Genomic DNA, 24,843 nt, shown 5'->3' on the forward strand with positions numbered 1-24,843 from the left:
GCTTTAGGTTAGAAAACCCTAAGAGAACCTTTTAAGCCCATGTGATTCGCATAGCTCTTTATCAAGAAGCTTCTTTGATACTTAAAACATAGTAAGCAGGAAAGGCAAAATGGTTATTTGGCCGTGGTAGACATTCTATAACCACGGGTTTGCCTACCCACGGGTCTAAGTTTACATTTGTAGCATAAAGAAAGGCTGTTGTATTTTCCTTAACTATGTCTTTGAGTAAGTAATCCCCTGGGTTGTTTTTCACTATATGAGGATACACTTCTAATACACCTGTAAGAACTTGCTTGTTTTTTTGCTCAGCACGATAAAAATCTTCTCGCTTTAAAGATGGGGAATGATTTTGAAATTCTTGCATGGCTGCCCAAATCTTAAACAACGAATGCTCAAGATTTTCGCGTCCTTGTATAAGAGGAGAAGATTTTAACGTAGCTCGCTTTCGAATATGACGAGAAAGTAGCGACGTTGATGATGATGTGTGTATCGATGATGCTACAGGTTCTTCAGACGTAGAAGCTACAGGTACAGCTGATTGAATTTCTAGAGATTTAGATAGATAGGCTTCTTGGATTTCCTCTAAAGCTTTTTGTACAAGAACTTGTAGATTGGGAACACTACTAAATTCTTCGGATTGGACAAGATTGATTTTTTTATAAATAGCATCTAAATCAATCTCATTAAGATTTTTTGTTAACTCTGTATGAGCAAACTCCAAAGCAGATTGTAATAAATCTAAAGCAATTTTTTTTTGTCTTTCACATTGAGTATAAAGTTCAATCGGACCTTTCGAGACCACAAAGTTCTTTGCAACATAAAACACACAGTCTAGAGGTAGAGCAATCTCTAGCCATTTGCCTTGAGACACCTGTGTTGTAGGGGATACAGTTGTCCCTCGTTTGAGGCGTGCTAACACAGGAGCAGAAGTTGTAGGATTTAAACGAACATTAACTTGCTCGCCTTCAATCACATTGTCTAAGACAAAAGTACGAAATACATAACCCGTAAGTCCTAAAGGAGCAGCAACAACATAGTAGTCCTTGCTTTCACCAAGCACAGCAATAAGATCTCCTTTTGAGAGTTCTTTAATGATAGTACTGTCTGTATGGGGCGCTAGACGCATACGGACACGATTGCCTTTGATCTCTCCTGTAAATGAAAGAAACGCTTGATCTACTGAAGATGTAGAAATTTGGAGATCCACAGTATAGACAGTTGCTGGGCTTAACGCTGTTCCGAGAGCGAAAAGAAGCATAGAAATTGAGAGCATTCTCATGCTTTACTCCTAAGAAATACATTTGAGCTAGAGATCGATAAAAACCATCGCTTATCGTTTTAGAGACCTTAGCCCCCAGAAAAAGAATTATATCGGCCTAGAAGAAAAAGTCAATTCCCTTACCCAAAGCTTAGAATATCGTAAAGTTAGGTATAGAGAACAGCTTTTATATGTTCACAATTGGACTCTCCGCAAGTACAACCTATAGGAGTGCCTAAATAAACATTGAACTGCTCACTAGGATTCAGAGGATTAGTAACTACATAGAGTTTGTCTCCACTTTGGATAATATCCCAAGTACGAAACACAAGATCTTGATCGGAGACTGTGATATGGTCTTCTTCGTAGATCACTCTTCCAATTTGACAGTGCATGCAATTACAGTGAGGTTCCGGTTTTGGTAAAAGAGTTGCGTTGTTTCCTGCAAGAGTACGAATAACCGCGGCCATTTTTTCTAGCACATCCGCAGGGGCATCGGAGTGATCTTTGTGCTCAGGAATATGTTGAAGAATTGCCTCAATAGGATTTGTACCCGCAAATAAGGGAGAAATAAAATTCTTTGGTAACACTTGAATGTCATTTCCTTTCGTGACTTGTTGTAAAATATTCATAATCATATTCATACCAACTTTTTCATCTTCTCGGATAGAGTCTTCTTTGATATGAGTGAGTTGAGATGTTTCAAGGTGAAGAAGATGTTCATGAAAAGCAATGTCAATAATGGATTGGTCTAAGTTGGGAATCGAAATAACCTTACCATCAAGAAGGTGGAGTTTTAATGTTGTTTGGCCTTTTCCCTCCTCTTCTTGAGATTCGATAAATGCGATTTGACTCCACCGTGCTGAGATATAGGGAGGGATGCAGATTAATTGATCATTAATTTTGACTTTCATAGTGACCTCAGGAGAATGAGTCCTATCTTAGGGTTATTTATGGCTATTGTAGAGCACGCTTCTTTTTTTTGACAATAAATTAGCAGTTAAGAGTTTTGATTGCCAATTTTTTTCCAGGCACCTTAGGATCAGCTAGTGTACCTTTTTTGTTATCATAAGAATATTGTTTTTTTTAATCAGTACTATTAAAGAAGGGCAGGATGGCAGCAACGTTTATTTAAAAATAAGGCAGTTGCTGCGAATTACAATATAGGGCCTTTCAGGCTACTTTAGCAAAAAAATATTAATAGTATAGAGATATGCTGCTGAATACGAAAATAGGGTAATTATAATGAAAAAAGCTATGGTCATTGATACAAGTGTATTTATTTACGATCCTGAAGCTCTTTTCTCTTTTGAAAATACCCGTGTGATTATTCCTTTCCCAGTGATCGAAGAATTAGAAGCCTTTGGTAAATTTCGAGATGAACCTGCTAAGAATGCTTCTCGTGCTTTAAGTAATATTCGTTTGCTATTAGAAAATGTGGAGAGTAAGGTGACAGAAGGTACAATGTTACCCAATGGCAGTGAGCTACGTATAGAAGTCGCTCCTTTATCTAATGATGATCGGCGTGGGAAATTACAGACATTAGAATTGCTTCAAATGATCGCAGAACGAGAACCGATGGTTTTTGTAACTAAAAGTTTAGGCCGTAGGGTCCGTGCTGAAGCCTTACATATAGAGTCCAGAGATTATGAAAATAAACGTTTTTCCTTCCGTTCTTTGTATCGTGGGTATCGAGAACTTGAAGTAGCGGAAAGTGAAATTAAAAATTTTTATAAAAATGGCTTTTTAGAAATCCCTTCGGGAATTTCTCCTTCTCCAAATGAATATTTTTTTATTTCAGCAGGAGAAAGTTATTTTGCTTTAGGACGGTATTGTGTGAGTAAAGGCGGTATGATTGCTTTAAAAGCTTTTCCAGAGAGCATTTGGGGAGTGAAGCCTTTAAATACGGAACAGAAGTGTGCCTTTGATCTTCTTCTTCGAGACGACGTGAAATTAGTAACACTAATGGGACAGGCGGGATCAGGAAAAACAATTTTAGCATTGGCAGTCGCTATGTATAAGGTTTTTGATCAAGGAACATACAACAAGCTATTAGTCAGTCGTCCTATTGTGCCTATGGGGAAGGATATAGGATTTCTCCCTGGATTGAAAGAGGAGAAACTTTTGCATTGGATGCAACCCATATACGATAATATGGAATTTCTCTTCAGTCTTAATGGTATGGGAAAATTTTCTGAAGCTCTTCAGTCTTTAATAGATGCTAAGAAGTTGGAAATGGAGGCTCTCACTTACATACGGGGGCGGTCGTTACCTAAAGCTTTTATGATTATTGATGAGGCTCAAAATTTAACTCCTCATGAAATCAAAACGATCATTTCTCGAGCAGGAAAGGGTACAAAAATTGTGTTAACAGGAGATCCAACACAAATTGATAGCTTGTATTTCGATGAAAACTCTAATGGACTTACCTACCTTGTTGGCAAGTTTCATCATTTAGCTCTTTATGGGCATATATTTATGAACCGTACAGAACGTTCAGAATTGGCTGCTGCTGCCGCAACAATTTTGTAGCTACTTTAACCATACACCTCATCTATTTCCTGTTGTGGAGTCTTTAATTGCATAGGAACTGGTTGTGGACTTAATGGTGTTGGGAGGGGTGTGTCTTTTTTTCCATGGAAACATTCTGAGCAGAATCTTATAAGGATACGTACAATCTTGATGATTCCTTGAATTAAATAATAGATGGCTTTTATGCCAAATACTTCTAACCAAGCATTAAAGCGGATTTTGGGTATTTCCCTGTGAATTAAGACGCAGGGTTTGGTGCGACATTTCTTACTGAAGTTACCCATACGAATAGTAATTAGATTCTCAAGCTCGGTTATTCCTTGCAGAGCACGCATCCCTGTAATCGTACTCAGGAGGGGAAAATAGCTGAGAACTTTTTCAATAGGAGAACGGTAAAGCGGATTATTTAGTGGAATGTTCAATAAATTTTGAACTTGAGCAGCACTCCAAGATATGTGGGAATGTTGTATTAGAAAAATTCGATTAGAGATAATGCTCATGTCCGCTTTGTGCAAATACAATAAATTGCTTCTATAATGCCTAAAAAAATATTTTTTTCTCAAAAATTTTCTTTAATAATCCTTAAGATATAAAGGGTTAAGATCTTAACAATAAAAAATAAATTTTATTGGAATGGTAATGGAAAGTAACGAACAATACGGATCAGATTGCTATTAGGCTATCACTATCCTGAAACTCATACTCTCGTCAGAGTCGATCTCTTGGTTTTGGAAGTTGTAGTGTGATACATAACAGTCGGTTTCATGTGCGAACAAATGGAAACAGAAGCGATGAGACTATGCTCGATTGCAAATGTATATGTTCGTATTGGGACTTTTTTATACTAAGAAGGCAAAACGATTCCGCCTTAAGTACAGATTTGAATAACTAGGCGTGAAAAAACTTTCCAAAATATAGGAAAATACTTCGCCTGATTTAGCATAAATACAATCCTTTATAGGATTTTTTTGAGAACTAAATTTTATTAGACTTTGTCTATAAAAATGGAGGTGGAGAGACTCGAACTCTCGTCCTTGATAAACTCCCTGTAAATTTCTACATGCTTATCTCCTAGAGTAAGTACATTGAATTCTCTCAGCTAGGAGCCTCTATAAGAACCAATGAATCTCAATAATCTCGAACAAACCTTCTTGAGAATTAGAGAAGATAAGTTCCAACCAGATAGATGACGATGTTTCACTAGCCTCTGGTAGAACTGGTGAACATCGGGTTATCTAGAGGTTATCTCTAAATAACAACTTGTGCTAATTAAGCAGCAACTCTTTCCTCAATGAGGTCAGCGAAGCAGATAATTTCGCATTCAGCCTTTGGTTCGGCATTTATTGTTTTGTCGGCTTTTTAGGAGGCCAGCCAACGCCCTCCGCATGCAATTAACACTTCATTTTCAAGTCGAAACCTATACACCCCCAAAGATCATTGTAAAGTTTCTTCTTGTTTTATTGCAAATACGACTTTTTAGATTGCTACTTCAGTGTGAATTCTTCCCCCTCCTTTCATAGAGGAGAGCTGTGGACGAAAACCTCAAAAAGCTTTATGTTGAGATAGTTTTATATTTAGATTATACCAGAGACAAAAACATGACCGACAATTTGGAGAATAAAGATAGCTTTTCTGCAAGGGAAGAGCAGATCTTAAAGTTTTGGAAAGAAAAAGAAATTTTTCAAAAATCTTTAAAAAATCGTCAAGGTTGTACTCTTTATTCTTTTTATGATGGCCCACCCTTTGCAACAGGACTACCTCACTACGGACATTTATTAGCGAGCACAATTAAAGATGTTGTTGCCCGCTATGCTACAATGAATGGCTATTATGTTCCTCGACGTTTTGGTTGGGATTGCCATGGAGTTCCCGTAGAGTATGAAGTGGAAAAATCACTCAATCTTACCTCACCAGGAGCTGTAGAAAATTTTGGAATTGGTGCTTTTAATGAAGAGTGTCGTAAAATTGTTTTTCAATATGTTCATGAATGGGAAGCTTATATCAATCGTATAGGGCGATGGGTAGATTTTTCCTCTACATGGAAAACTATGGACGCTTCCTTTATGGAAAGTGTATGGTGGGTGTTTAAGTGCCTCTATACCCAAGGATTGGTTTATGAAGGAACTAAAGTTGTTCCCTTTTCTACCCAATTGGGTACCCCTCTTTCCAATTTTGAGGCAAGTCAGAACTATAAAGAAGTAGCTGATCCTTCAATTGTGCTCAAAATGCCCCTACAGGGAGATCCTGCTTCTTTACTTGTATGGACAACCACACCATGGACTCTTCCCTCCAATATGGCAGTTGCTGTCGGAGGGCATATCACCTATATTCGTGTCGAAGATAAAGAAACACGAGAGCAGTGGATTTTAGGTCAAGGGTCTCTTGCTCGTTGGTTTGCTAATCCTGAAACATTTACAATTTTAGAAAGCTTTTCTGCACAGGCTCTTATTGGTAAGACTTATGAGCCGCCTTTTTCTATTTTTGCATCTAAACGTGAAGAGGGAGCATTTCGAGTGCTTGCGGGTTCTTTTGTAGAAGAGCACGAAGGCACAGGAATCGTCCATATGGCACCCGCTTTTGGTGAGGCGGACTTTTTGCTTTGTAAGGAAAATCATATTCCCATGGTGTGTCCTGTAGATGACCATGGCAATTTCACAGAAGAGATCCCTGAATATCAAGGTCAATACATTAAAAATGCAGATAAACAAATCATCAAGTTTTTGAAACATGTGGGTAAGATATTTTATCATGGTACTTCGACGCACCGGTATCCATTTTGCTGGAGGACAGACACTCCTTTAATTTATAAAGCAGTAAACTCTTGGTTCGTAGCTGTGGAAAAGATCAAAGATAAGATCCTTCGAGTGAATAGTCATATTCATTGGGTGCCTGAGCATGTACAAAAGGGTCGGTTTGGGAAATGGCTTGAAGGAGCTCGCGATTGGGCAATTAGTAGAAATCGTTATTGGGGGACACCTATGCCGATTTGGAAAAGTATAGATGGAGATATTCTAGTTATAGGTTCTGTCCAAGAACTTGAAGAGTTCACAAAAACTCAGATTAGTGATTTACATCGACATTTTGTGGATTCTTTAAAGATTGTGAAGGAAGGAAAAGTTTTTTATCGTGTTCCCTATGTTTTTGATTGCTGGTTTGATTCTGGAGCTATGCCTTATGCACAGAACCACTATCCTTTTGAACATCAAGAAAAGACTCAAGCAGCATTTCCTGCGGATTTTATTGCTGAAGGACTCGATCAAACTCGAGGATGGTTCTATACTCTTACAGTAATTTCTACAGCCTTATTTGATCAACCTGCATTTCATAATGCTATTGTCAATGGCATTATTCTTGCAGAAGATGGAAATAAGATGTCAAAGCGTTTAAATAACTATTCTAGCCCTAAATATATCTTGGATATTTATGGCGCTGACGCTTTGAGATTGTATTTACTACATAGCGTTGTAGTAAAAGCTGAAGACTTGCGTTTTTCTGATAAGGGTGTTGAAGGTATTTTTAAGCAGATACTTCTTCCTCTAACGAATGTAATAGCTTTTTTTAAGATTTATACAGAACTGTACGAATTTAATGCTCAAGTTCAAGAAGAACCAAGTTCTGTAGAAATAGATCAGTGGATTTTATCTAATTTGTACAGTGTTGTAGGTAAAGTTCGTGAAAGCATGCAAATATATCATTTAAACTTAGCTGTAGAGCCCTTTGTGACTTTCATCGATGACCTCACGAACTGGTATGTACGCCGCTGTAGGCGACGATTCTGGGAGGCTGAAGATTCCTTAGATCGCAGGGCAGCTTTTACAACACTTTATGAAGTGCTCAGAGTATTTTGTAAGGTAATTGCTCCTTTTGTTCCTTTTATAGCTGAGGAAATCTACCAGCAGCTAAAAACTACAAATGATAAAGAATCTGTGCATCTTTGTGATTTCCCTCAAGTTGACATGGATAAGATTCTTCCCGCATTAGAGCAAAACATGAAAGATGTCCGAGATATTGTTGGACTTGGCCACTCTTTGCGTAAAGAGCACAGGCTGAAGGTGCGGCAGCCGCTAGCAAACTTTTATATTATTGGATCTAAGAATCGTTTGGATCAGTTATTGGCGTTCGAGACTCTGATTGCAGAAGAGCTTAATGTGAAACGAGTCGTCTTTTATCAAGAAACTCCGAATTTTGTAGTCACAACTATAAAACCTAATTTTCGTTCCTTAGGTAAAAAAGTCGGAGCAAAAATAAAGGAAGTACAAAAGGCTCTCGCAGAACTTGATAAAACTGCAATTAAGCAATTAGAGCAGGGACAAGATTGTCTGTTAAATCTTGATGGAAAAGAAATCATTTTAAATAGTGACGATATTGTTTTCTGCCGTCAAGTAGATCCTGGATACGTTGCTCGAAACTCAGCGTTGTTTATTGTAGTACTTGATTGCAAGTTGACAGAAGAACTGATTACTGAAGCTATAGCTCGTGAGCTAGTGAACAAGATTAATACAATGCGAAGAAATCAAAAGCTTCACGTATCTGATCGCATTGCGCTGAAAATAAAGAGTTCTGAGGTAGTGCACAAAGCCTTTTTACAATATGAAACCTATATTTGTGAGGAGACGCTGACTACAGGATATGAATTTGTAGAAGTCTCACACCATGATGGAGAGGACTGGGAAATCAATGGTCATGCGGCAAATATTACTGTAATTAGTTCTATCCTAGCCTAAGAACATCTTGTCCGTGGTTATTTTGAATAAGAGTAAATTTACTTTTTATCCTGTTGGGATTCTTGTCTAGGGAATAAACGACGGTGCTTTTGATAATAAATATAGCCAGCTAAAGATAATATAAATGTAAGAGCAATTCCATTAACTAAGTAACCTGGTAGAGTCGTTGGTGCCGAAACATTAGCAAGTCTATGAAAATGGTCTAAAGGCCAAAAAGTACAAATAGGAGATCCTAAAAGATTTTCCACGGGGACAAAACCAAATTCGCGACTGTCAGCGCTCATTGGGTAGTTATCTCCTAGGACTAGGACGTGTCGTTTAGGTATTTGAATTCCAAAATTGCGAATAAACTCGGCAAATTCTTCAGGATCTGTGGGAGGAGCACCTTTTTCAATAAAAGCAATGTAGGGTCGGGTGGATGAAGACTCAGCTTGTTTAGTTTTTTCAGATTCAACAAATTTTTGTAGCATAGGATCGTTCTTTATAAAAACTGGAGAATCCATGATGTAAAGGTTCTCTTGGTTAAAGAAAGCATAACGATTAGGTAAAGGAGCTTGTTGTGGATTTATAGGGTTGTAAATGGAACTAAAATTAACACCACAGTTGAAAAGCTCTACGACTTGATTGTCATTAAGTTGAGCTAAAGGATGAGAGGATTTTAACTTGTGACGCATGCCTCCAAAACCAATTTGGTAAGCTTGTCCTCTGGAATATTCATAACAGCCGTCAGGAACTGTAGGAAAGGCAAGAGCATAGGCTTGTGCAGCTCCTGAAGTGTTAATTTTAAATGGATGATATTTATAAGCAAGGCCTCCTACAACAACAAAACGTGATGTAGTTAAGTTATTCCGAATAAGATGCAAATGCTCCTGACGCAGCGGAAGAAGTGTTTTCATAGGCTGAATTGAAGGAATTAATCTTTGATCATAATGATGTAATAGAGGGGGAGGATAGGAAATATTTGGAGTATGACAAATTTCTAGATACGCCTGGGTTGTTGAGTTTTGGGTTAGTAAAGAATGAGCTTGCATGGCTTGCTTTTGGGTGAGAATACGTACCATAGCATAGTGACCCATACCAAAAAGATCTGCATAGCTTACTGGTGAAACATGCAAATCTTTTAACTTATTTGGGAGATCATCATGCCAAGCCTGATTATAAAAAAACTGGCCATAAGCATTGATTTGAGGTAGGGTAAGCTTACCACATGCCCGGTTCATTTGCTTAAAGTATATCAAGGTTTTCCCATTTTGGACATTCACGTTTGTTGTGCCATCAAATGAGATATAGGGGACATGGTAAAGATGCTCTAAACGTTTGTCGGAAGGTGGATAGATTGGATTCCCTACTTTGTCAAGACCATAAATTTTCCCCCCATAAAAATATAAAATGTCTTCGGGTTTTCCCATACAACGTTTGATGTAACGTTTTTTTCCAGGAATAAAACCAAAATACTTTGTTTCAGCGTCAGGAATCGGAAGATTTCCTACAGTAAAGACAACAAGGCTTCCTCGAGTAATTGACTCAGGATTAAAGCCCCAAGGTTTTTCCCTAAAAGGATAATGCAAGCCAAAAGTTGTTTTAGAAACCAGAATGCGATCTTGTTCTAGAATCGTAGGTCGCATGGATCCCGTAGGAACTTCATAAAGTTCAAACCAAAACTGACGAATTAAAAAAGCCACAATACCGGCGAAAAGAATCGCTTTGATAAGCTCATAAACTTTTTTTACAAAAGAACTAGGAAACCTTTTACAAAATTCCAATGCTTGTTGGGCTAAATTGCTCGCTGTTTCTTGATCACGTTGAAAAATAGCACCTTCTAGTTGCTCTAAAAGGTTATGTAAATATTGGTAGGATTGCGGATGCTTTGCTAATTTTTTGGTTTTAAGGAGCTTATAAGTATGGTGAAGAATTTGTCGACTTTTACGTATAGAATAGTGTTGTTTCATAGAGATACTGGGTTAAAAAGCTAAGTCTTCGTTTTTAATCAGGCTATTTTGGATTTTTCAAGATTCGTCCCATACAATCACAACCTAAAATAGAAAGGAATCATAGTACGCATTCAAAATGATTCCACCTAGCGGAAGTTGTGAGTATATTCTATCGCATTAGATTTTTTGATCAAAAATATTTTGCTGAATTATCAAAAGATCTTCTAGGGCAGAGGAATTTGTGGGTAAGAGTAGGTGTAAGGTGATGTTGCTTCATGCCCTACATCGATAGTTCGTAATGTCACGGGTCCCTTAGGAGTCTGAATGCTCGCCCATAAGGGGAAGACGGAGATTTCAGGAAACGTAAAATACATTAAGACATCAGTTCCAGACAAAGGACTCAGGTCATTAGGCCATAGACCATGCCACATTTCCGTAGCTACAGAAACCTGGGGAGTACCTTCAATGGAAACTTTGGGGGACCAAGGTGTCTGGTTTTTGCCTTGTATTTTTATCAATTCCTTAGGTGCAGGAAGTAGCGAAAGTTGTAGAATCTTGCTAAATAAAGGGGCTTCTTCAAAGCTAGTGAGAGGAACTAAGGTGTGAGTTTCCATATTTAAAGCAAACATCTTAATATATTGTGAGTGCAGTAGAAATACGAAAATCTTGGAAGAAGAATTGAGTTGATGGATTGCTATTTTCCATGAAGTCTTTTGTGTAAGAGTACGATCCCTATAGGTTAGACAGGGAAAGTCAAGTATTTCTAGCCAAACAGCGTCAGGAGTCATGGATTTCACAAGTAAAAAAATCCTTTGTGTCCCGCGACTCAACACTGTGTAGTCACCTGGCTTAGCAAGAAAAATATTTTGTTTTATAGTTCGCGTGGACATGGGTTGAGAAGAATAGACGCTTAAAGGAGTCGTCAATAAGAGTCCCAGAAATAAGAAAAGTATTTTTCCTTGCTTTTTCATCAAATATTTCGCTAAAATTTTTTCCTAAAACATCGTGCTGTAATTCCCTATGGTAAGATGGTGATTTTGGAGTTGTCAATATGAAAAAGAATACTCATCCTGAGTATGGGCAAGTTTTATTTGTAGATTCTTCTACAGGCTATAAGTTTGTATGTGGATCCACATATCAGAGTGATAAGACAGAAGTCTTTGAAGGACAAGAATATCCTGTATGTTATGTTAGCGTATCTTCTTCCTCACACCCTTTCTTTACAGGAAGTAAGAAATTTGTAGATGCTGAAGGTCGTGTTGATAAATTTTTAAAACGTTATAGCGCTAGAAAACAGCCTTTGCAGCAGCCACAGGCTGAAGAAAAGACACGTCCTACCGTTAAAAGTAAAAAGAAGGTTGTAGGAAAGAAAAAAAAGTAATTTCTTTACTTAAACTAAGCTTTTCTCCTCTTTAAAATACATTACAACTCTTTTAAGATTGAATAGTTGTGGTGTATTTTTTATTTGGTTTTCCATCTTGCAACATGGCCTTTGATGCTGTATACTTAATATGATTTAGCATGCTGCTAAGTACTGTAAAGCTTCCTGGGAATGATATTGAATTCATGGATGTTGGGGTGTTTAATGCACATTGCCTTTGTAAGCTCATTGATAATGAAGTTGATGCATGAAAAAAAAGATATGTGAATATTTAAAACGTCTAGAAGAAATAGAAACACAAATTTCCAATCCTGAAATTTTCAACCGTCCTAAGGAATATAGTAAACTCAGTAAAGAACATGCACGCCTTTTGGAATTAAAAGGAATGTATGATCGAATCCTAAGTCAAGAAAAAGTACTTACCGATGATAAGCAGGCTTTGGCTGTAGAAACAGATCCCGAAATGATTGCTATGCTCACAGAGGGTATTGATGAGAGTAAGGGTAAGCTTGAGCGTTTAAATAAGCTGTTGGAAAATTTGCTTGTTCCTCCAGATCCTGATGACGATTTAAATGTTATTATGGAATTACGCGCAGGGACAGGAGGAGATGAAGCTGCTCTTTTTGTTGCAGATTGTGTGAGGATGTATCATCTCTATGCAGCTGTTAAAGGGTGGAAATACGAGGTGCTTTCCGTCTCAGAATCTGATTTGGGGGGCTATAAAGAATATGTCATGGGTATCTCTGGGATGGGAGTCAAGCGATTGCTGCAATATGAAGCGGGCACACATCGGGTTCAAAGGGTCCCTGAAACAGAAACCCAAGGACGAGTTCATACTTCAGCAGTTACTGTTGCTGTACTTCCAGAACCTCTGGAAGATGATACAGAGATTGTCATTGATGAGAAAGATTTAAAAATTGATACATTTAGAGCTTCTGGTGCTGGAGGGCAACACGTAAATGTTACAGATTCTGCTGTAAGGATTTCACATTTGCCTACAGGGCTTGTGGTTACTTGCCAAGATGAACGTAGTCAGCACAAGAATAAAGATAAAGCTATGCGCATTCTTAAAGCTCGTATTCGTGATGCTGAAATGCATAAGCGCCACGAGGAGGCATCGGCTATGCGTTCTGCTCAGGTTGGAAGTGGAGATCGTTCAGAAAGAATTCGAACCTATAATTTCCCCCAAAATCGTCTGACAGATCATAGAATAGGCCTAACTTTATATAGTTTGGATAAAGTAATGGAAGGTGACTTAGATCCTATCACAACAGCCTTAGTCAGCCATGCCTATCATCAATTGCTAGAACATGGAAATCAAGAAACTTCTTAAAGAAGGCACTGCCTACTTAGCTTATCATGGTATCCCTTTTTATGAGCGTGAAGCAGCATATATTCTTATGGACCTTCTTGGATTTGCTACGCGCGCGCAATTATTTGAGATATCTTGGGTTTCCGAATCTATGCTCTTAGAATACCGTAAGCGTTTGCAAAAACGTGGCCAGAGATGTCCGACAGCTTATGTTCACGGTTCTATTTGTTTTTTTGGACTTAAGTTACATGTAGATGCTCGCGTACTGATTCCTCGAGTAGAAACCGAACTTCTTATTGAACATATTGTGACTTATGTATCTTTCCATCCTGAAATCCATACTTTTTATGATGTTTGTTGCGGTAGTGGGTGCCTTGGGCTAGCTATAAAAAAATCCTGTCCACATCTTGAAGTAGTACTTTCAGATATTTGTTCCCAAGCAGTTTCTGTAGCCAAGGAAAATGCTGTGAATAATCATTTAGATGTAGAGATTCTCCTAGGAGATTTGTTTGATCCTTATGTAAGTCCGGGAGATGCTTTTGTATGTAATCCTCCGTATCTTTCTTATAGAGAAATAATTCAATCTGATCCAGAAGTGCGTTGTTATGAACCTTGGCAAGCCCTTGTTGGTGGTTCTACAGGATTGGAGTTTTATGAACGCATAGCTCAAGAATTACCTAAGGTTTTGGCTTTGCAGGGTGTGGGATGGCTTGAAATAGGATATAACCAGGGGCGCGAAGTACAGAATATTTTTTCTAAACAGGGAATCTCTGGAAATGTATACCAAGATTTAGCTGGTTGGGATAGGATTTTTTTTCTTGAAATAGATCAAAGGGATCCTGTATCCTCAAGGGTGTATTCTTGATTTTTTAGGTAAATGATCGGTTCTTTATCACAAAAGTTGTCTTCTGTATTTTCTTCTTTAGTCTCTTCTCATAGGGTAACTGAAAAAAATATTTCTGATTCAATTCGGGAAGTGCGGTTAGCACTTCTAGATGCTGACGTCAATTATCACGTAGTAAAAGACTTTATTGCGAAAGTAAAACAGAAAATTCTTGGGGACGAAGTTTGGACACATGTTTCCCCAGGCCAGCAATTTATACGTTGTTTACATGAAGAATTAACTGCTTTTCTCCGTGATGGTCGCGAAGAACTGATTATAGAAGGGCGCCCCTCTGCAATGCTTCTTTTTGGTTTACAAGGATCAGGAAAAACAACAACCGTTGCTAAGCTTGCAGCTCATATTATTCAAAAACAGAAAGCAAAAAAAGTTTTAGTAGTTCCCTGCGACCTTAAAAGATTTGCAGCCATAGATCAATTGAAAATTTTAGTCTCACAAACACAGGCAGAATGTTATCATACAGAAGAGGAAAATTCTGTAAAGGTAGCAGCACAAGCAATGAGGTATGCTAAAGAAAAGGAACACGACCTTGTTATCATTGATACTGCTGGTCGTCTTCATGTAGATGACACACTGATGGAAGAATTGGCGGCGATACAACAAGTTGTGCAGGCAAAAGAGCGTCTCTTTGTTATGAATCTTGCTACAGGCCAAGATGCAGTAGCCACAGCTCAAGTTTTTGATAAGTATTTAGATTTGACGGGAATTGTTTTCTCTATGGTGGATGGAGATGCTCGTGCTGGGGCAGTACTTTCAATCAAGAGTGTTTTAGGGAAACCAATTAAGTTTGAAGGGTGCGGAGAAAGAATTCAAGATTTTCGTGCATTTAATCCTGAATCTATGTCTGATCGTATTCTTGGAATGGGGGATACCATAAATTTTGTTGATGAAATGCGTCAATGCATTTCTGAAAAAGAAAACGAAGAGCTCAATAAAAAATTGGTGGAAGCTACGTTTACTTATGAAGATTATTATAAGCAGATGCAGGCTTTTCGTCGTATGGGACCGCTACGGAAGCTTTTAGGGATGATGCCAGGGTTTCATAATACTAAGCCTAGTGAGAAGGAATTGGTGGATTCTGAGGAACATATGAAAAAAACAGAAGCAATAATTCTCTCCATGACTCTTGCAGAGAGAAGGGAGGAGGTGATTCTGGATATGAGTCGTATGAAACGGATTGCTTTTGGTTGTGGTCTGACTCTAGGAGAAGTGAATCAGTTTCGTAAACGTATGACGCAATCGAAAAAATTTTTTAAAGGTATGACTAAGAAGAGGATGGAACAAATGAGCAAGAAAATGTCAGGAGGCAATTCGTGGCGCTAAAAATTCGTTTAAGACAGCAAGGGCGTAGGAATCACGTGGTTTATAGGTTGGTACTCGCAGATGTTAGGTCGCCTCGTGACGGTAAATATATTGAGCTATTGGGTTGGTATAATCCGCATAGTGCAGTAAATTATCAGCTAAAAAGTGAGCGAATTTTTTATTGGTTAACACGAGGAGCAGAGCTGACTGAAAAAGCCGAAGCTTTAGTAAAACAAGGAGCTCCCGGTGTATATACCGAACTGATTTCTAAAAAAGAAGCTCGTAAAGTGGTTGTGCGTAACAAACGTCGCATTTATCGTCAGCGTCGCGCATTAAAACGATCAGAAGCAGCGAAAGCTTCTACTACGAATTAAGGTTGTGAATTTGGGATGGAGATTGACATACTTTCTTTATTCCCAGACTATTTTAATAGTCCTTTAGAGACCAGTATACTTGGTAAAGCGATTAAGCAAGGCATACTGAGTATAGGGATTAAAAATCTGCGTGATTTTGGATTTGGAAAGTGGAAGCAAGTAGACGACACTCCTTTTGGTGGTGGGGGCATGCTTTTAATGGCAGAGCCTTTAGTGCGAGCAATTAGAAGTATAAAAAAAAACGATTCTAGAGTGGTATATCTATCTCCACAAGGCACTTTGTTAACTGCCGCAAAAAGTCGTCAACTTGCTCAGTTCCCCCATTTAATTTTACTCTGCGGTCACTATGAGGGTATCGATGAGCGTGTTATAGATAGTGAAGTAGACGAGGAGATTAGCATAGGCGATTATGTGGTAACTAATGGTGGAATCGCAGCTCTTGTTCTCATCGACGCTATATCTCGATTTGTTCCTGGTGTACTGGGAAATCAAGCGAGTGCAGAAAGTGATTCTTTGGAAAACGGTTTGTTAAAAGGACCTCAATATACACGTCCTCGGGTTTTTGAAGGGCATCAAGTTCCTGAAGTCTTATTCCAAGGTAATCATAAAGCAATGGCCGAATGGAGACAGCGCGAAAGTCTAAAAAGGACACAGGTTAGACGCCCAGATTTGTATCTTCGTTATCTTTACCACCATTCACAGGATAACGTACAAAATGAATTGAGTAGGAATCCTCTATCACACACTTCAAGTTGGGGACAAGCAGCAATTGTTTTGGAAGTTAATAAAGTAAAGCGAGCGAAGCATTTTTATTGTAAGGTTTTTAATTTATGTGAATCATTGGAAGGAGAAGAGAACACACTTTCTCTTCCTGATGAAAACAAAACTCAATTATGGTTGTGGGAAGTTGGAAGAAAAGAAAAAGGTTTTATTACAATGTCGTTTTTCTTTTATTATGAAGCAGATTTTTTCAACTTTTTAAAGAGATGGGAATTATGTGGCGGAGCTGTACACGAGAAACAAGCAAGTCCTCAGGGCACCCTGTTAGTAATGGCACAGGATCTTGACGGGCATACTTGGGTGTTTTCTCAAAAGAATAAGACAGAAGAACAAAGAAGGGCATTTAGGTGATGTTATGGGGAACTTACTTGAGGAATTAGAACAACAACAGTGTAGAAGTGATCTCCCGGATTTTCATGTTGGTGATACTATCCGGTTAGCTACGAAGATTTCTGAAGGAGGCAAGGAGAGAGTCCAGGTATTTCAAGGGACGGTAATGGCGCGTCGAGGTGGAGGAGCTGGAGAGACAGTATCTCTACATCGTGTTGCTTATGGAGAAGGCATGGAGAAGAGTTTCTTGCTTAATAGTCCTAAGATTGTAAGTATTGAGATAGTCAAACGTGGTAAGGTAGCTAGAGCTCGTCTATATTATTTAAGAGGAAAAACAGGAAAAGCTGCCAAGGTAAGAGAGTACGTAGGTCCGCGATCTTCGAAGAAATAATTCTGCTTATTTAACCCTGTGACACTTATATGAATGTTCCTATCGATGAAAATGAAATCCGCCATTTTTTTTCGATGACAGTTTTTGAAAGAGAAGTTACTACCCAAGGTTTTGATATAATCGCAGGAGTAGATGAAGTAGGGCGAGGCCCTCTTGCAGGTCCTGTGGTTGCTGCTGCGTGTGTCTTACCTAAAAATAAGATATTTGTAGGTTTGAATGATAGTAAAAAATTAACTTCTAAACAAAGAGCTACCGTTTGTAAGGCTTTAATTAGTGATCCCGAAGTTTCTTACGGTATTGGTGAAGTTTCTGTAGAAAGAATTGATGCAATTAATATTTTAGAGGCCACTAAAGAGGCTATGATTCAGGCTATAGTCGCTTTGTCTGTGTCACCGAATTTTCTTTTGGTAGATGGTTTAGACCTTTTTCTTAAGCTCCCCTCTAAAAAGATTATAGGAGGAGATGCTAAATCGGCATCGATAGCCGCGGCTTCTATTTTGGCAAAGGAGTACCGGGATAATTTAATGCGAGAGTTACACACGCTCTATCCCCACTATGGCTTCGATAAGCATAAAGGATACGGAACTGCTAGGCATTTAGCAGCGTTACGTACTTATGGCCCATGTATTTGTCATAGAAAAAGTTTTTCGCCTATCAAGCAAATGTGTGTTATTCTATGAAGAATTCACAAGTTCAGAGGCCTTTTTCTCCCGACCACCCGCAATGTTTCCCTAAGCTTTTTACTATTAGTGCTCCAGCAGGAGCAGGGAAGACAACTTTGATACGCATGTTGGAAGAAGAGTTTTCTCATGCTTTTGTCAAGACAACATCGGTCACTACACGGCAGCCTCGTCAAGGAGAGATCCCCGGTAAGGATTATCATTTTGTTTCCAAAGATGTATTTGAGAAGCTTTTGCATAAAGAAGATTTCCTTGAATGGATCTTTCTTTTTGGACAGTACTATGGGACGAGTGCACAAGAAATTGAAAAGATATGGCAACTAGGGAAACACGCAATTGCGATTATTGATGTTCAAGGTGCTTTGGCTATCCGCTGTAAAATGATGAGTGTAGCCATTTTTATTGCCCCCCCTTCTCATGAAGAGTTAGCAAGACGATTAACTGCTAGGGGATCTGAAGAGGGAGTCCAAAGAAAAGCACGGTTAGAACATAGTCCGGAAGAGTTGGCAGTGGCTCATCAGTTTGATTATATCATTATTAATGATGTATTAGATCGGGCTTATGCAGTTTTAAAAAGTATTTTTATAGCAGAAGAACATAGGAACACATTATGACGAAACAAGATCGTTTCACCAATGAACATTTAAATAAATTTTTTGAAAATCCTTTTAGTTTAGTGAACTATGCAATTAAGCAGGCAAAGATTAAAATTACTAAAGGTGATGTACGCTCTTCTAATGTTGCTATTGAGACTCTTCTTTTATTAGATAGAGAAGATATTCAGATAGAGCTTATTGAAGAAACCCCACCCTCTCCCTCTCCTGCGATTGAGAAAAAACGCTCAGAGAACAGCAACACAAGGAAAAAAGATCTATCTGCCTATTCTTGGAGTAACGTTAAATAATGCCTACCCGTGTTTTGATTACTTCAGCATTGCCTTATGCAAACGGTCCTTTACATTTTGGCCACATCACGGGAGCTTATCTGCCCGCGGATGCTTATGCGAGGTTCCGTAGGTTGCTGGGTGATGAAGTTCTCTATATCTGTGGCTCCGATGAATACGGGATAGCAATTACTTTAAATGCGGATCGAATGGATTTAGAGTATCAAGAGTACGTGGATATCTATCATAAGTTACATAAAGATACCTTTGATAAATTGCACTTCTCCTTCGATTTTTTTTCTCGAACTACAAATCCTTTTCATCAAGATATAGTGCAAGATTTTTATAACCAGTTGCTTAAGAGGGGGTTAATAGAAAAGCGTCTAACAGAACAGCTATATTCTGAGGAAGAAAATCGCTTTCTTGCCGATCGTTATGTAGAAGGAACTTGTCCTCGATGTAGTTTTAATAAAGCTCGAGGAGACGAATGTCAGCGTTGTGGTGCTGACTATGAAGCTATCGATCTTATACACCCTAGGTCCAAGGTTTCTGGAGTTCCTCTGATCTTGAAGCAGACAGAACATTCTTATTTTCTATTAGATAACATGAAGGAGCAGTTACGTACTTTTATTGCAGATTGTTATTTATCTGATCATGTGCGTAAGTTTGTTGTTGATTATATTGAAAAGGTAAAACCTAGAGCGATCACGCGTGATTTGTCTTGGGGAATTCCTGTACCCGACTTTCCCGACAAGGTATTTTATGTTTGGTTTGATGCTCCTTTAGGTTACATCAGTGCCACCATGGAGTGGGCAGCATCACAAGGGAATACTGAGGTGTGGAAACGCTTTTGGTTAGATCCAGAAGTGGATTATGTCCAGTTTATTGGTAAGGATAATCTTCCCTTTCATGCTGTTATTTTTCCTGCTATGGAAATGGGACAAAGCCTACCCTACAAAAGGGTCAATGCAATCGTTTCTTCAGAATTTTATCTTTTCGAAGGTCGCCAGTTTAGTAAGTCCGATGGGAATTACATAGATATGCAAGCATTTTTAGCTACCTATTCTGTGGACAAATTGCGTTACGTTCTTGCAGCTACCGCACCCGAGACTTCGGATAGTGAGTTTACTTTCGAAGATTTTAAAATACGTTGTAATTCGGAACTCGTTGGCAAGTTGGGTAATTTTATTAATCGAGTGTTAGCATTTGCTGAGAAGAATAATTACACCCAGTTATTGTATAACCCTGATCTTTTTGATGATTGCGATCGGAGCTTTCTTAAAGATATTGGCAATTTGATCCAAGAGGTATACGAGTGTTATAATCGCTATAGTTTACGTAAGGTGACTTCTAAAATTATGGAACTTGCTGCTTTGGGCAATGTTTATTTTAATCATCAAGCTCCGTGGAGATTATTAAAGACGGGTGCGCGTAAACGTATAGAGGCTATCTTGTTCTGCGCTTGCTATTGTCAGAAATTGTTGGCGTTAATTTCCTATCCTATCATTCCTGAAAGTGCTCTTGCTATTTGGAAGATGCTTGCTCCAAAATCTTTAGAGAATCGGAGTGTAGACATAACTTATGCTAGAGATTTATGGAACTCTGATTTTTTAAATCCTATAAATGAGGAGTTTAAACTCCAATCTCCTTGGTTGTTGTTTACAACTGTAGATTAGTGGATCTTAAAGCTTTAACCTAAATCTGAGAAATTTAACCGAGACTCTTAAGCATATCTCCAAGTCCTGTGCAGCGATGCTGCACTTTATCATTTCTTGTGGCAATGGCAATGGCTTTTTTCGTACCCACGAGGATCACAAGCTTCTTACCTCTTGTGATTGCGGTATAAAGTAAGTTTCTATAAAGCATCATGAAGTGCGAAGTATGGATTGTCAAGATAATGCATGGGCTTTCACTGCCCTGATATTTGTGCACTGAAGTTGCATAAGCTAAAACTAAATCATCGAGTTCTGTAAAGGAATAACTTACATGCTTTCCCTCTATTTGAACGATCACTCTTTTATCTCCAAAATTGATTGCTGATACGTAGCCGATATCTCCGTTGAAGACCTCTTTATTATAGTTATTTCGGATTTGCATGACTTTATCCCCGACAGCGTACGAATAGAACCTGCCGTGCAGATTGGCTTTTTTAGGGTTTAAAGCTGTTTTTACCGCCTTGTTTAAGCTGTGAATCCCCAAAATACCTTTTTTCATTGGCGCTAGAATTTGAATGTCTTGGGGATAAATATGGTATTTTTTTGGAACGAATTCTGTAGTGAGATAAATGATATGGTTGAGAGCTTGTTGTGGATCTTCTTTTTGAAAAAATAGAAAATCTTTACGACCAGATTCAGAGTGGAGCATAGGAAACGCTCCTTCATTTACTCTATGGGCATTGATGATAATTCCAGAGTCATGAACTTGACGGAAAATTTTATTTAGCTTGATGACAGTAATTTTGTTTGAGGTAATCAGATCCTTTAAGATATTTCCTGGACCTACACTGGGTAGCTGATAGATATCTCCAATAAGGATAAGGATAGCGAAATCTGGAAGGGCTTTAAGAAAATGATGAAGCAAGCAAGTATCCATCATTCCTGACTCGTCGACGATGATCAAATCACAATCTATGGGATTGTCATGGTTTTTCCGAAAAGACTTTGTTTTAAAGTCATACTGTAAGAGGGTATGGATAGTTACGGAATGCTTGCCAGTAATTTCCGTCATCCGTTTTGCAGCTTTTCCTGTTGGAGCAGCAAGGATAATTTTATAAGTAATCTGCTCAAAGATTTTCAATATGGCTTGAGTAAGAGTACTTTTCCCTGTTCCCGGACCTCCTGTAATGATCAGAAGTTTTTCTGCTAAACAAGCTTCTATGGCTTCTTTTTGTTTTTCTGCAAGTTTAATATTGAGGTTGTCTTCTATCCAAGTTATTGCCTTGCTACTGTTAATAGAACGAATTTTTCTAGAAGAAAATAGAATTCTTTTTAAATCAGCGATTACAGTTTGCTCGGCAAGATAGAGGTAGCGCGTCCAAACATGAAGAATCTCATCGATTTTTTGAATATGAAGGAGCTTACGGCTTTGCATACTATAGATTTGTGAGAAGATTTCCTCAACAGTGATCGTTTGCTCCGCAATATCTTGATTTAGGAGTTTAAAGACTGTTTCTGTGAGCATAGAAAGAGGACAGCAGGTGTGACCTTCCTCTTGAAGTTCTTCAAGACAATGTTGTATTCCTGCGCATAGGCGGTTTGGAGAATTGGGGGGTACCCCAAGTCGTGAAGCAATGAAATCCGCAGTTTTAAATCCAATACCCTCCATTTCTCGTGCGAGTAAAAAGGGATCCTCACAGATTTTTTCTATCGATTTTTCCTGATATTTTTTATAAATCCTAACGCCGTAGTGAATGGCAATATTATATTTCTGAAGGAAAAGTAGAGTTGTCCGTAGGTTTTTTTGTTCTCGAATTTGCTTACAGAGGCTTTCACAACGTATTTGGCTGATTCCCGACACCTCACTAAGGCGTTCTGGTGTCGTATCTAAAATAGCAGGAGTCGTGTCTTGGAATTTTTCAATAATCCTTTCTGCAATTTTAGGACCTATTCCTTTCACAAGTTTAGAGGTAAGATAATTGAATACTCCGCGGTGTTCATATGGTAAGGAAGAGTCATAATTTTGAATGCGAAAATACTTTTCATTTTGTCGTGTATAACACCATTCACCATAGAGATGGAGTTGTGTGCCTAGTTGAATGAGGGAAGCCGGCAATTGTCCTTGGATCAAGATAAGAGCTTTATACGGGACTTTGATGTAGGCTGTAATTTCCCCTGAATCTTTGTTTTCAAAAAGGATTTGCTCTAGATGACCGCAGATTTTCTCCATAGAATTTTTAAATCTTATTTTTAGAAGGCGAGGATCCTAGGAGAAGTAGATAAAAAAGTTCCTATAAGGTAATGCTTATTAATTTTTTAATCTACTAATTATTAGGAGATTCCATGAGGAAGTCATGAGTTTAAGAAACCTCTTCTGGGGAGGTACTACTCGCTTTTCTTCCAAAGAGTACCAAACTTAATAGACTTCCTCCTAGCATTAAAAATATTCCTAGACTTTCTTGGATGGAAGGCAAATTTTGGGCATAGAGATAAGAAAACACCAAACCAAACAGTGGTTCAAAGATCAACATGGTGCCAAGTAAGGCAGATGATAAGTATAGGCTAGCTTTATTCCAGGCTGTGATTGCTTTTGCTGAAGAGAATACTCCCATAATTGCACACAGAGAAATAAAGAGGAAGCGCTCAGAAATCGGATTATGGGATATTAAGTTTTGAGTGATGTGAGTCAAACCAAGAATATCAAAGAGTATAATGAGTGGGAGACAGATAATCAAGGCACTGATGCCCAAGAGATAGCACCAAGCATCAGGAGCTAGGGAGGGGTGTTTCTCCAAAAGCGCTTGATTACAGATCACATAAGCTACCCATAGAATTGTGGATAGAGTTACAGCACCAATACCCAAGATATATTGCCAAAGGGAGGTTGTCATTGAGAGGTGAAAGGTAGAAATATGAGTCAGGACAACGCCTGCAATGATAATGCAGCTGATGGCAAATAATATGCTATAGGAGAGTTCCTTCTGTTTAATATTGGAGTAGTATAAGATGGCAACAGGGGAAAGCCCTGCGATCATGACTGTCATTGCAGCTCCTATATAACGGATACCTAGGGTAATTCCGAAATAATAGATAGGATTAACGAGAAGAGTCCAAAGAATGCTTTTTTTCCAAATATATAGAGGTGTTTTTTTTAAAAGACTGGGCATCTTTCCTATGCAACAAATAAGGGAAAATAGTCCAAAAATTGTGTAGCGGACAAGAACAATATCAAGTTCTTTGAAAGACTTAAGTAGGTTAGGAATGACGAATACGATTGCCCAGTAGAAACAAGCAATTAAACTATAGAAGATCCCAGTCAGTAAACTACGGGCCTTAGGTTTTTGGCTTGTATTAGGAAACATGCTGAGCTCTCTTAAAATATGGGAAATAGTGTGATAAATTGTACACAATTTTAACATGATAGTGATTTTTAAAGATATTCCGACGTTTATACTATTTAGTTGATTCCTTATCTAGAGTTAAAGGTGAGTTTTAGGAAAAGATTATGTGATGGAGAGGACACAAATTTTAGTTTATCGTGGTGAGGGAGTCTCCACCCATTATTTACGCCATACACTACGCTTTTTGCGACAGTATATGGGAGAAAACGAGCTGAAGATTCAAAGAGTCGATGGGGAGTTTCTTCTTTATGATCCCTTGTGGGAAGATTACACACGTCTTTTAGTCTTTCCTGGAGGAGTAGATCGTCCGTATCATAATAAACTCCATGGCTTGGGTACTGCGCGTATTGCGGAATATGTTCGTGAAGGTGGGCGATTTTTGGGTATTTGTGCCGGAGCTTATTTTGGAGCTAAGATGGTATATTTTGATGAACCTGATGGCCCTCCCCTTCGAGAAGCGCGTGATTTAGGTTTTTTCCCAGGACTTGCAATAGGCCCTGCTTATGGTAAAGGTTTCTCTTATACAAGTCCTAGTGGAGTACAGGTAACTCCCCAAATGTTTACAGGGTTTGGACAAGGCTGGGCTTTATTTAATGGGGGTTGTGTTTTCGAAGGTGCTGAAGATTATCCCGAAGTCTACGTTGAAGCGCGTTACGTAGACCTCCCCCGACAACCTGCGAGTATTATTTCTCGGTATATTGGCAAGGGTATGGTTGTACTTTCCGGCCCCCATATAGAGTATCTTCCAGACCATTGTCAGTTAACTCAGGATAATGTCAAGAAAGTCCGAGAGTTTTTGCGGGAACAATCTGAAACTCTACATTGCTATTGCTCAAATCTGCTTATACGTCTTTTACAGCCTACGTTATAAGTTTAGTTGGAACTGCTTTTTTATTTTTTAAATTTTTAGGAAAGACAGCAAATGGATATCTTCTTCACAGTGTTATAATTTTAATCACTCTGTCAAATTAACATTAAGTAGACTAGCCAGAGTTTTAAGACTAACAA

The 24,843-nt window shown here is 38.5% G+C and carries 21 protein-coding genes and 1 other RNA gene; 14 read left to right on the top strand and 8 right to left on the bottom strand.

The window, feature by feature from the left end:
* Window positions 1-61 precede the first annotated feature (61 nt).
* Together Cs308_RS03485 and Cs308_RS03490 are read right to left on the bottom strand one after the other, a co-directional pair.
* The gene (locus tag Cs308_RS03485; RefSeq protein WP_066482623.1) at window positions 62-1,279 is read right to left on the bottom strand and encodes an SH3 domain-containing protein; all 1,218 of its coding nucleotides are present in this window, start codon (window positions 1,277-1,279) and stop codon (window positions 62-64) included.
* Between the two features lie 146 nt (window positions 1,280-1,425).
* Complete coding sequence (locus tag Cs308_RS03490; RefSeq protein ID WP_066482626.1) at window positions 1,426-2,172, bottom strand: hypothetical protein; 747 nt, start codon at window positions 2,170-2,172, stop codon at window positions 1,426-1,428.
* A 331-nt stretch (window positions 2,173-2,503) separates the two neighbouring features.
* Here Cs308_RS03490 and Cs308_RS03495 point away from each other — a divergent pair, with 331 nt between their 5' ends.
* Window positions 2,504-3,790, top strand: coding sequence for a PhoH family protein (locus tag Cs308_RS03495; protein ID WP_066482629.1), 1,287 nt, complete (start codon window positions 2,504-2,506; stop codon window positions 3,788-3,790).
* A gap of 5 nt (window positions 3,791-3,795) precedes the next feature.
* Here the strand turns inward: Cs308_RS03495 and Cs308_RS03500 are convergent, their stop codons facing one another.
* Both Cs308_RS03500 and ssrA read right to left on the bottom strand, forming a co-directional pair.
* Window positions 3,796-4,290, bottom strand: coding sequence for a hypothetical protein (locus Cs308_RS03500; RefSeq protein ID WP_066482634.1), 495 nt, complete (start codon window positions 4,288-4,290; stop codon window positions 3,796-3,798).
* A 502-nt stretch (window positions 4,291-4,792) separates the two neighbouring features.
* Window positions 4,793-5,219: a transfer-messenger RNA gene (gene ssrA, locus Cs308_RS03505) on the bottom strand.
* A gap of 169 nt (window positions 5,220-5,388) precedes the next feature.
* Between ssrA and ileS the strand changes: the two genes are divergently transcribed.
* A complete protein-coding gene (gene ileS / locus Cs308_RS03510) occupies window positions 5,389-8,514 on the top strand; it encodes an isoleucine--tRNA ligase (protein ID WP_066483438.1) in 3,126 nt (1,041 codons plus the stop codon).
* 38 nt (window positions 8,515-8,552) lie between these two features.
* Here the strand turns inward: ileS and lepB are convergent, their stop codons facing one another.
* Window positions 8,553-10,463 (bottom strand): signal peptidase I, encoded by a 1,911-nt coding sequence (gene lepB / locus Cs308_RS03515; protein ID WP_066482636.1) that lies wholly within the window; start codon window positions 10,461-10,463, stop codon window positions 8,553-8,555.
* A 206-nt stretch (window positions 10,464-10,669) separates the two neighbouring features.
* On the bottom strand, window positions 10,670-11,371 hold the full coding sequence (locus Cs308_RS03520) for a hypothetical protein (RefSeq protein WP_231881964.1): 702 nt from the start codon (window positions 11,369-11,371) through the stop codon (window positions 10,670-10,672).
* Between the two features lie 125 nt (window positions 11,372-11,496).
* Between Cs308_RS03520 and Cs308_RS03525 the strand changes: the two genes are divergently transcribed.
* The 11 genes from Cs308_RS03525 (at window position 11,497) to metG (ending at window position 20,455) form a co-directional block, all read left to right on the top strand.
* Window positions 11,497-11,826: a type B 50S ribosomal protein L31 gene (locus tag Cs308_RS03525; RefSeq protein WP_066482638.1), complete on the top strand. Its 330-nt coding sequence runs from the start codon at window positions 11,497-11,499 to the stop codon at window positions 11,824-11,826.
* A gap of 247 nt (window positions 11,827-12,073) precedes the next feature.
* A complete protein-coding gene (gene prfA, locus Cs308_RS03530) occupies window positions 12,074-13,159 on the top strand; it encodes a peptide chain release factor 1 (protein ID WP_066482640.1) in 1,086 nt (361 codons plus the stop codon).
* Window positions 13,137-14,003, top strand: coding sequence for a peptide chain release factor N(5)-glutamine methyltransferase (gene prmC / locus Cs308_RS03535; protein WP_066482642.1), 867 nt, complete (start codon window positions 13,137-13,139; stop codon window positions 14,001-14,003). Before prfA ends, prmC begins: the two co-directional genes overlap by 23 nt.
* Window positions 14,004-14,015: 12 nt before the next feature.
* Window positions 14,016-15,362 (top strand): signal recognition particle protein, encoded by a 1,347-nt coding sequence (ffh, locus tag Cs308_RS03540; RefSeq protein WP_066482643.1) that lies wholly within the window; start codon window positions 14,016-14,018, stop codon window positions 15,360-15,362.
* Window positions 15,353-15,715 carry a 30S ribosomal protein S16 gene (locus Cs308_RS03545; RefSeq protein ID WP_066482644.1) on the top strand — a complete coding sequence of 121 codons (363 nt, stop codon included), beginning with the start codon at window positions 15,353-15,355 and terminating at the stop codon, window positions 15,713-15,715. Before ffh ends, Cs308_RS03545 begins: the two co-directional genes overlap by 10 nt.
* Window positions 15,716-15,730: 15 nt before the next feature.
* Window positions 15,731-16,846 carry a tRNA (guanosine(37)-N1)-methyltransferase TrmD gene (gene trmD, locus Cs308_RS03550; RefSeq protein ID WP_066482645.1) on the top strand — a complete coding sequence of 372 codons (1,116 nt, stop codon included), beginning with the start codon at window positions 15,731-15,733 and terminating at the stop codon, window positions 16,844-16,846.
* A 4-nt stretch (window positions 16,847-16,850) separates the two neighbouring features.
* Window positions 16,851-17,216 carry a 50S ribosomal protein L19 gene (gene rplS, locus Cs308_RS03555; RefSeq protein WP_066482647.1) on the top strand — a complete coding sequence of 122 codons (366 nt, stop codon included), beginning with the start codon at window positions 16,851-16,853 and terminating at the stop codon, window positions 17,214-17,216.
* 29 nt (window positions 17,217-17,245) lie between these two features.
* Window positions 17,246-17,896 (top strand): ribonuclease HII, encoded by a 651-nt coding sequence (locus tag Cs308_RS03560; protein WP_066482648.1) that lies wholly within the window; start codon window positions 17,246-17,248, stop codon window positions 17,894-17,896.
* Window positions 17,893-18,510, top strand: a complete 618-nt coding sequence (gmk, locus tag Cs308_RS03565) for a guanylate kinase (protein ID WP_066482651.1) — start codon at window positions 17,893-17,895, stop codon at window positions 18,508-18,510. Before Cs308_RS03560 ends, gmk begins: the two co-directional genes overlap by 4 nt.
* A complete protein-coding gene (locus Cs308_RS03570; protein WP_066482654.1) occupies window positions 18,507-18,800 on the top strand; it encodes a hypothetical protein in 294 nt (97 codons plus the stop codon). The genes gmk and Cs308_RS03570 overlap by 4 nt, the downstream gene beginning before the upstream one ends.
* A complete protein-coding gene (metG, locus tag Cs308_RS03575; protein WP_066482656.1) occupies window positions 18,800-20,455 on the top strand; it encodes a methionine--tRNA ligase in 1,656 nt (551 codons plus the stop codon). The genes Cs308_RS03570 and metG overlap by 1 nt, the downstream gene beginning before the upstream one ends.
* A gap of 34 nt (window positions 20,456-20,489) precedes the next feature.
* Here the strand turns inward: metG and recD2 are convergent, their stop codons facing one another.
* Window positions 20,490-22,664: an SF1B family DNA helicase RecD2 gene (gene recD2, locus Cs308_RS03580; RefSeq protein ID WP_066482660.1), complete on the bottom strand. Its 2,175-nt coding sequence runs from the start codon at window positions 22,662-22,664 to the stop codon at window positions 20,490-20,492.
* A 130-nt stretch (window positions 22,665-22,794) separates the two neighbouring features.
* Complete coding sequence (locus Cs308_RS03585; RefSeq protein ID WP_066482662.1) at window positions 22,795-23,796, bottom strand: DMT family transporter; 1,002 nt, start codon at window positions 23,794-23,796, stop codon at window positions 22,795-22,797.
* A gap of 148 nt (window positions 23,797-23,944) precedes the next feature.
* Between Cs308_RS03585 and Cs308_RS03590 the strand changes: the two genes are divergently transcribed.
* Window positions 23,945-24,706: a BPL-N domain-containing protein gene (locus Cs308_RS03590; RefSeq protein WP_066482664.1), complete on the top strand. Its 762-nt coding sequence runs from the start codon at window positions 23,945-23,947 to the stop codon at window positions 24,704-24,706.
* Window positions 24,707-24,843 lie beyond the last annotated feature (137 nt).

This window comes from Candidatus Chlamydia sanziniae (assembly GCF_001653975.1).
Taxonomy (GTDB): domain Bacteria; phylum Chlamydiota; class Chlamydiia; order Chlamydiales; family Chlamydiaceae; genus Chlamydia; species Chlamydia sanziniae.

What these genes read in the sequence shown, in the direction of transcription:
- rplS (WP_066482647.1), top strand. Translation starts at nt 16,851, where the DNA reads ATGGGGAACTTACTTGAGGAATTAGAACAACAACAGTGTAGAAGTGAT.
- ileS (WP_066483438.1), top strand. Translation starts at nt 5,389, where the DNA reads ATGACCGACAATTTGGAGAATAAAGATAGCTTTTCTGCAAGGGAAGAG.
- Cs308_RS03570 (WP_066482654.1), top strand. Translation starts at nt 18,507, where the DNA reads ATGACGAAACAAGATCGTTTCACCAATGAACATTTAAATAAATTTTTT.
- prmC (WP_066482642.1), top strand. Translation starts at nt 13,137, where the DNA reads ATGGAAATCAAGAAACTTCTTAAAGAAGGCACTGCCTACTTAGCTTAT.
- Cs308_RS03490 (WP_066482626.1), bottom strand. Translation starts at nt 2,172, where the DNA reads ATGAAAGTCAAAATTAATGATCAATTAATCTGCATCCCTCCCTATATC.
- Cs308_RS03590 (WP_066482664.1), top strand. Translation starts at nt 23,945, where the DNA reads ATGGAGAGGACACAAATTTTAGTTTATCGTGGTGAGGGAGTCTCCACC.
- Cs308_RS03585 (WP_066482662.1), bottom strand. Translation starts at nt 23,796, where the DNA reads ATGTTTCCTAATACAAGCCAAAAACCTAAGGCCCGTAGTTTACTGACT.
- metG (WP_066482656.1), top strand. Translation starts at nt 18,800, where the DNA reads ATGCCTACCCGTGTTTTGATTACTTCAGCATTGCCTTATGCAAACGGT.
- ffh (WP_066482643.1), top strand. Translation starts at nt 14,016, where the DNA reads ATGATCGGTTCTTTATCACAAAAGTTGTCTTCTGTATTTTCTTCTTTA.
- prfA (WP_066482640.1), top strand. Translation starts at nt 12,074, where the DNA reads ATGAAAAAAAAGATATGTGAATATTTAAAACGTCTAGAAGAAATAGAA.
- Cs308_RS03495 (WP_066482629.1), top strand. Translation starts at nt 2,504, where the DNA reads ATGAAAAAAGCTATGGTCATTGATACAAGTGTATTTATTTACGATCCT.
- Cs308_RS03560 (WP_066482648.1), top strand. Translation starts at nt 17,246, where the DNA reads ATGAATGTTCCTATCGATGAAAATGAAATCCGCCATTTTTTTTCGATG.
- Cs308_RS03525 (WP_066482638.1), top strand. Translation starts at nt 11,497, where the DNA reads ATGAAAAAGAATACTCATCCTGAGTATGGGCAAGTTTTATTTGTAGAT.
- trmD (WP_066482645.1), top strand. Translation starts at nt 15,731, where the DNA reads ATGGAGATTGACATACTTTCTTTATTCCCAGACTATTTTAATAGTCCT.
- gmk (WP_066482651.1), top strand. Translation starts at nt 17,893, where the DNA reads ATGAAGAATTCACAAGTTCAGAGGCCTTTTTCTCCCGACCACCCGCAA.
- lepB (WP_066482636.1), bottom strand. Translation starts at nt 10,463, where the DNA reads ATGAAACAACACTATTCTATACGTAAAAGTCGACAAATTCTTCACCAT.
- Cs308_RS03500 (WP_066482634.1), bottom strand. Translation starts at nt 4,290, where the DNA reads ATGAGCATTATCTCTAATCGAATTTTTCTAATACAACATTCCCACATA.
- recD2 (WP_066482660.1), bottom strand. Translation starts at nt 22,664, where the DNA reads ATGGAGAAAATCTGCGGTCATCTAGAGCAAATCCTTTTTGAAAACAAA.
- Cs308_RS03485 (WP_066482623.1), bottom strand. Translation starts at nt 1,279, where the DNA reads ATGAGAATGCTCTCAATTTCTATGCTTCTTTTCGCTCTCGGAACAGCG.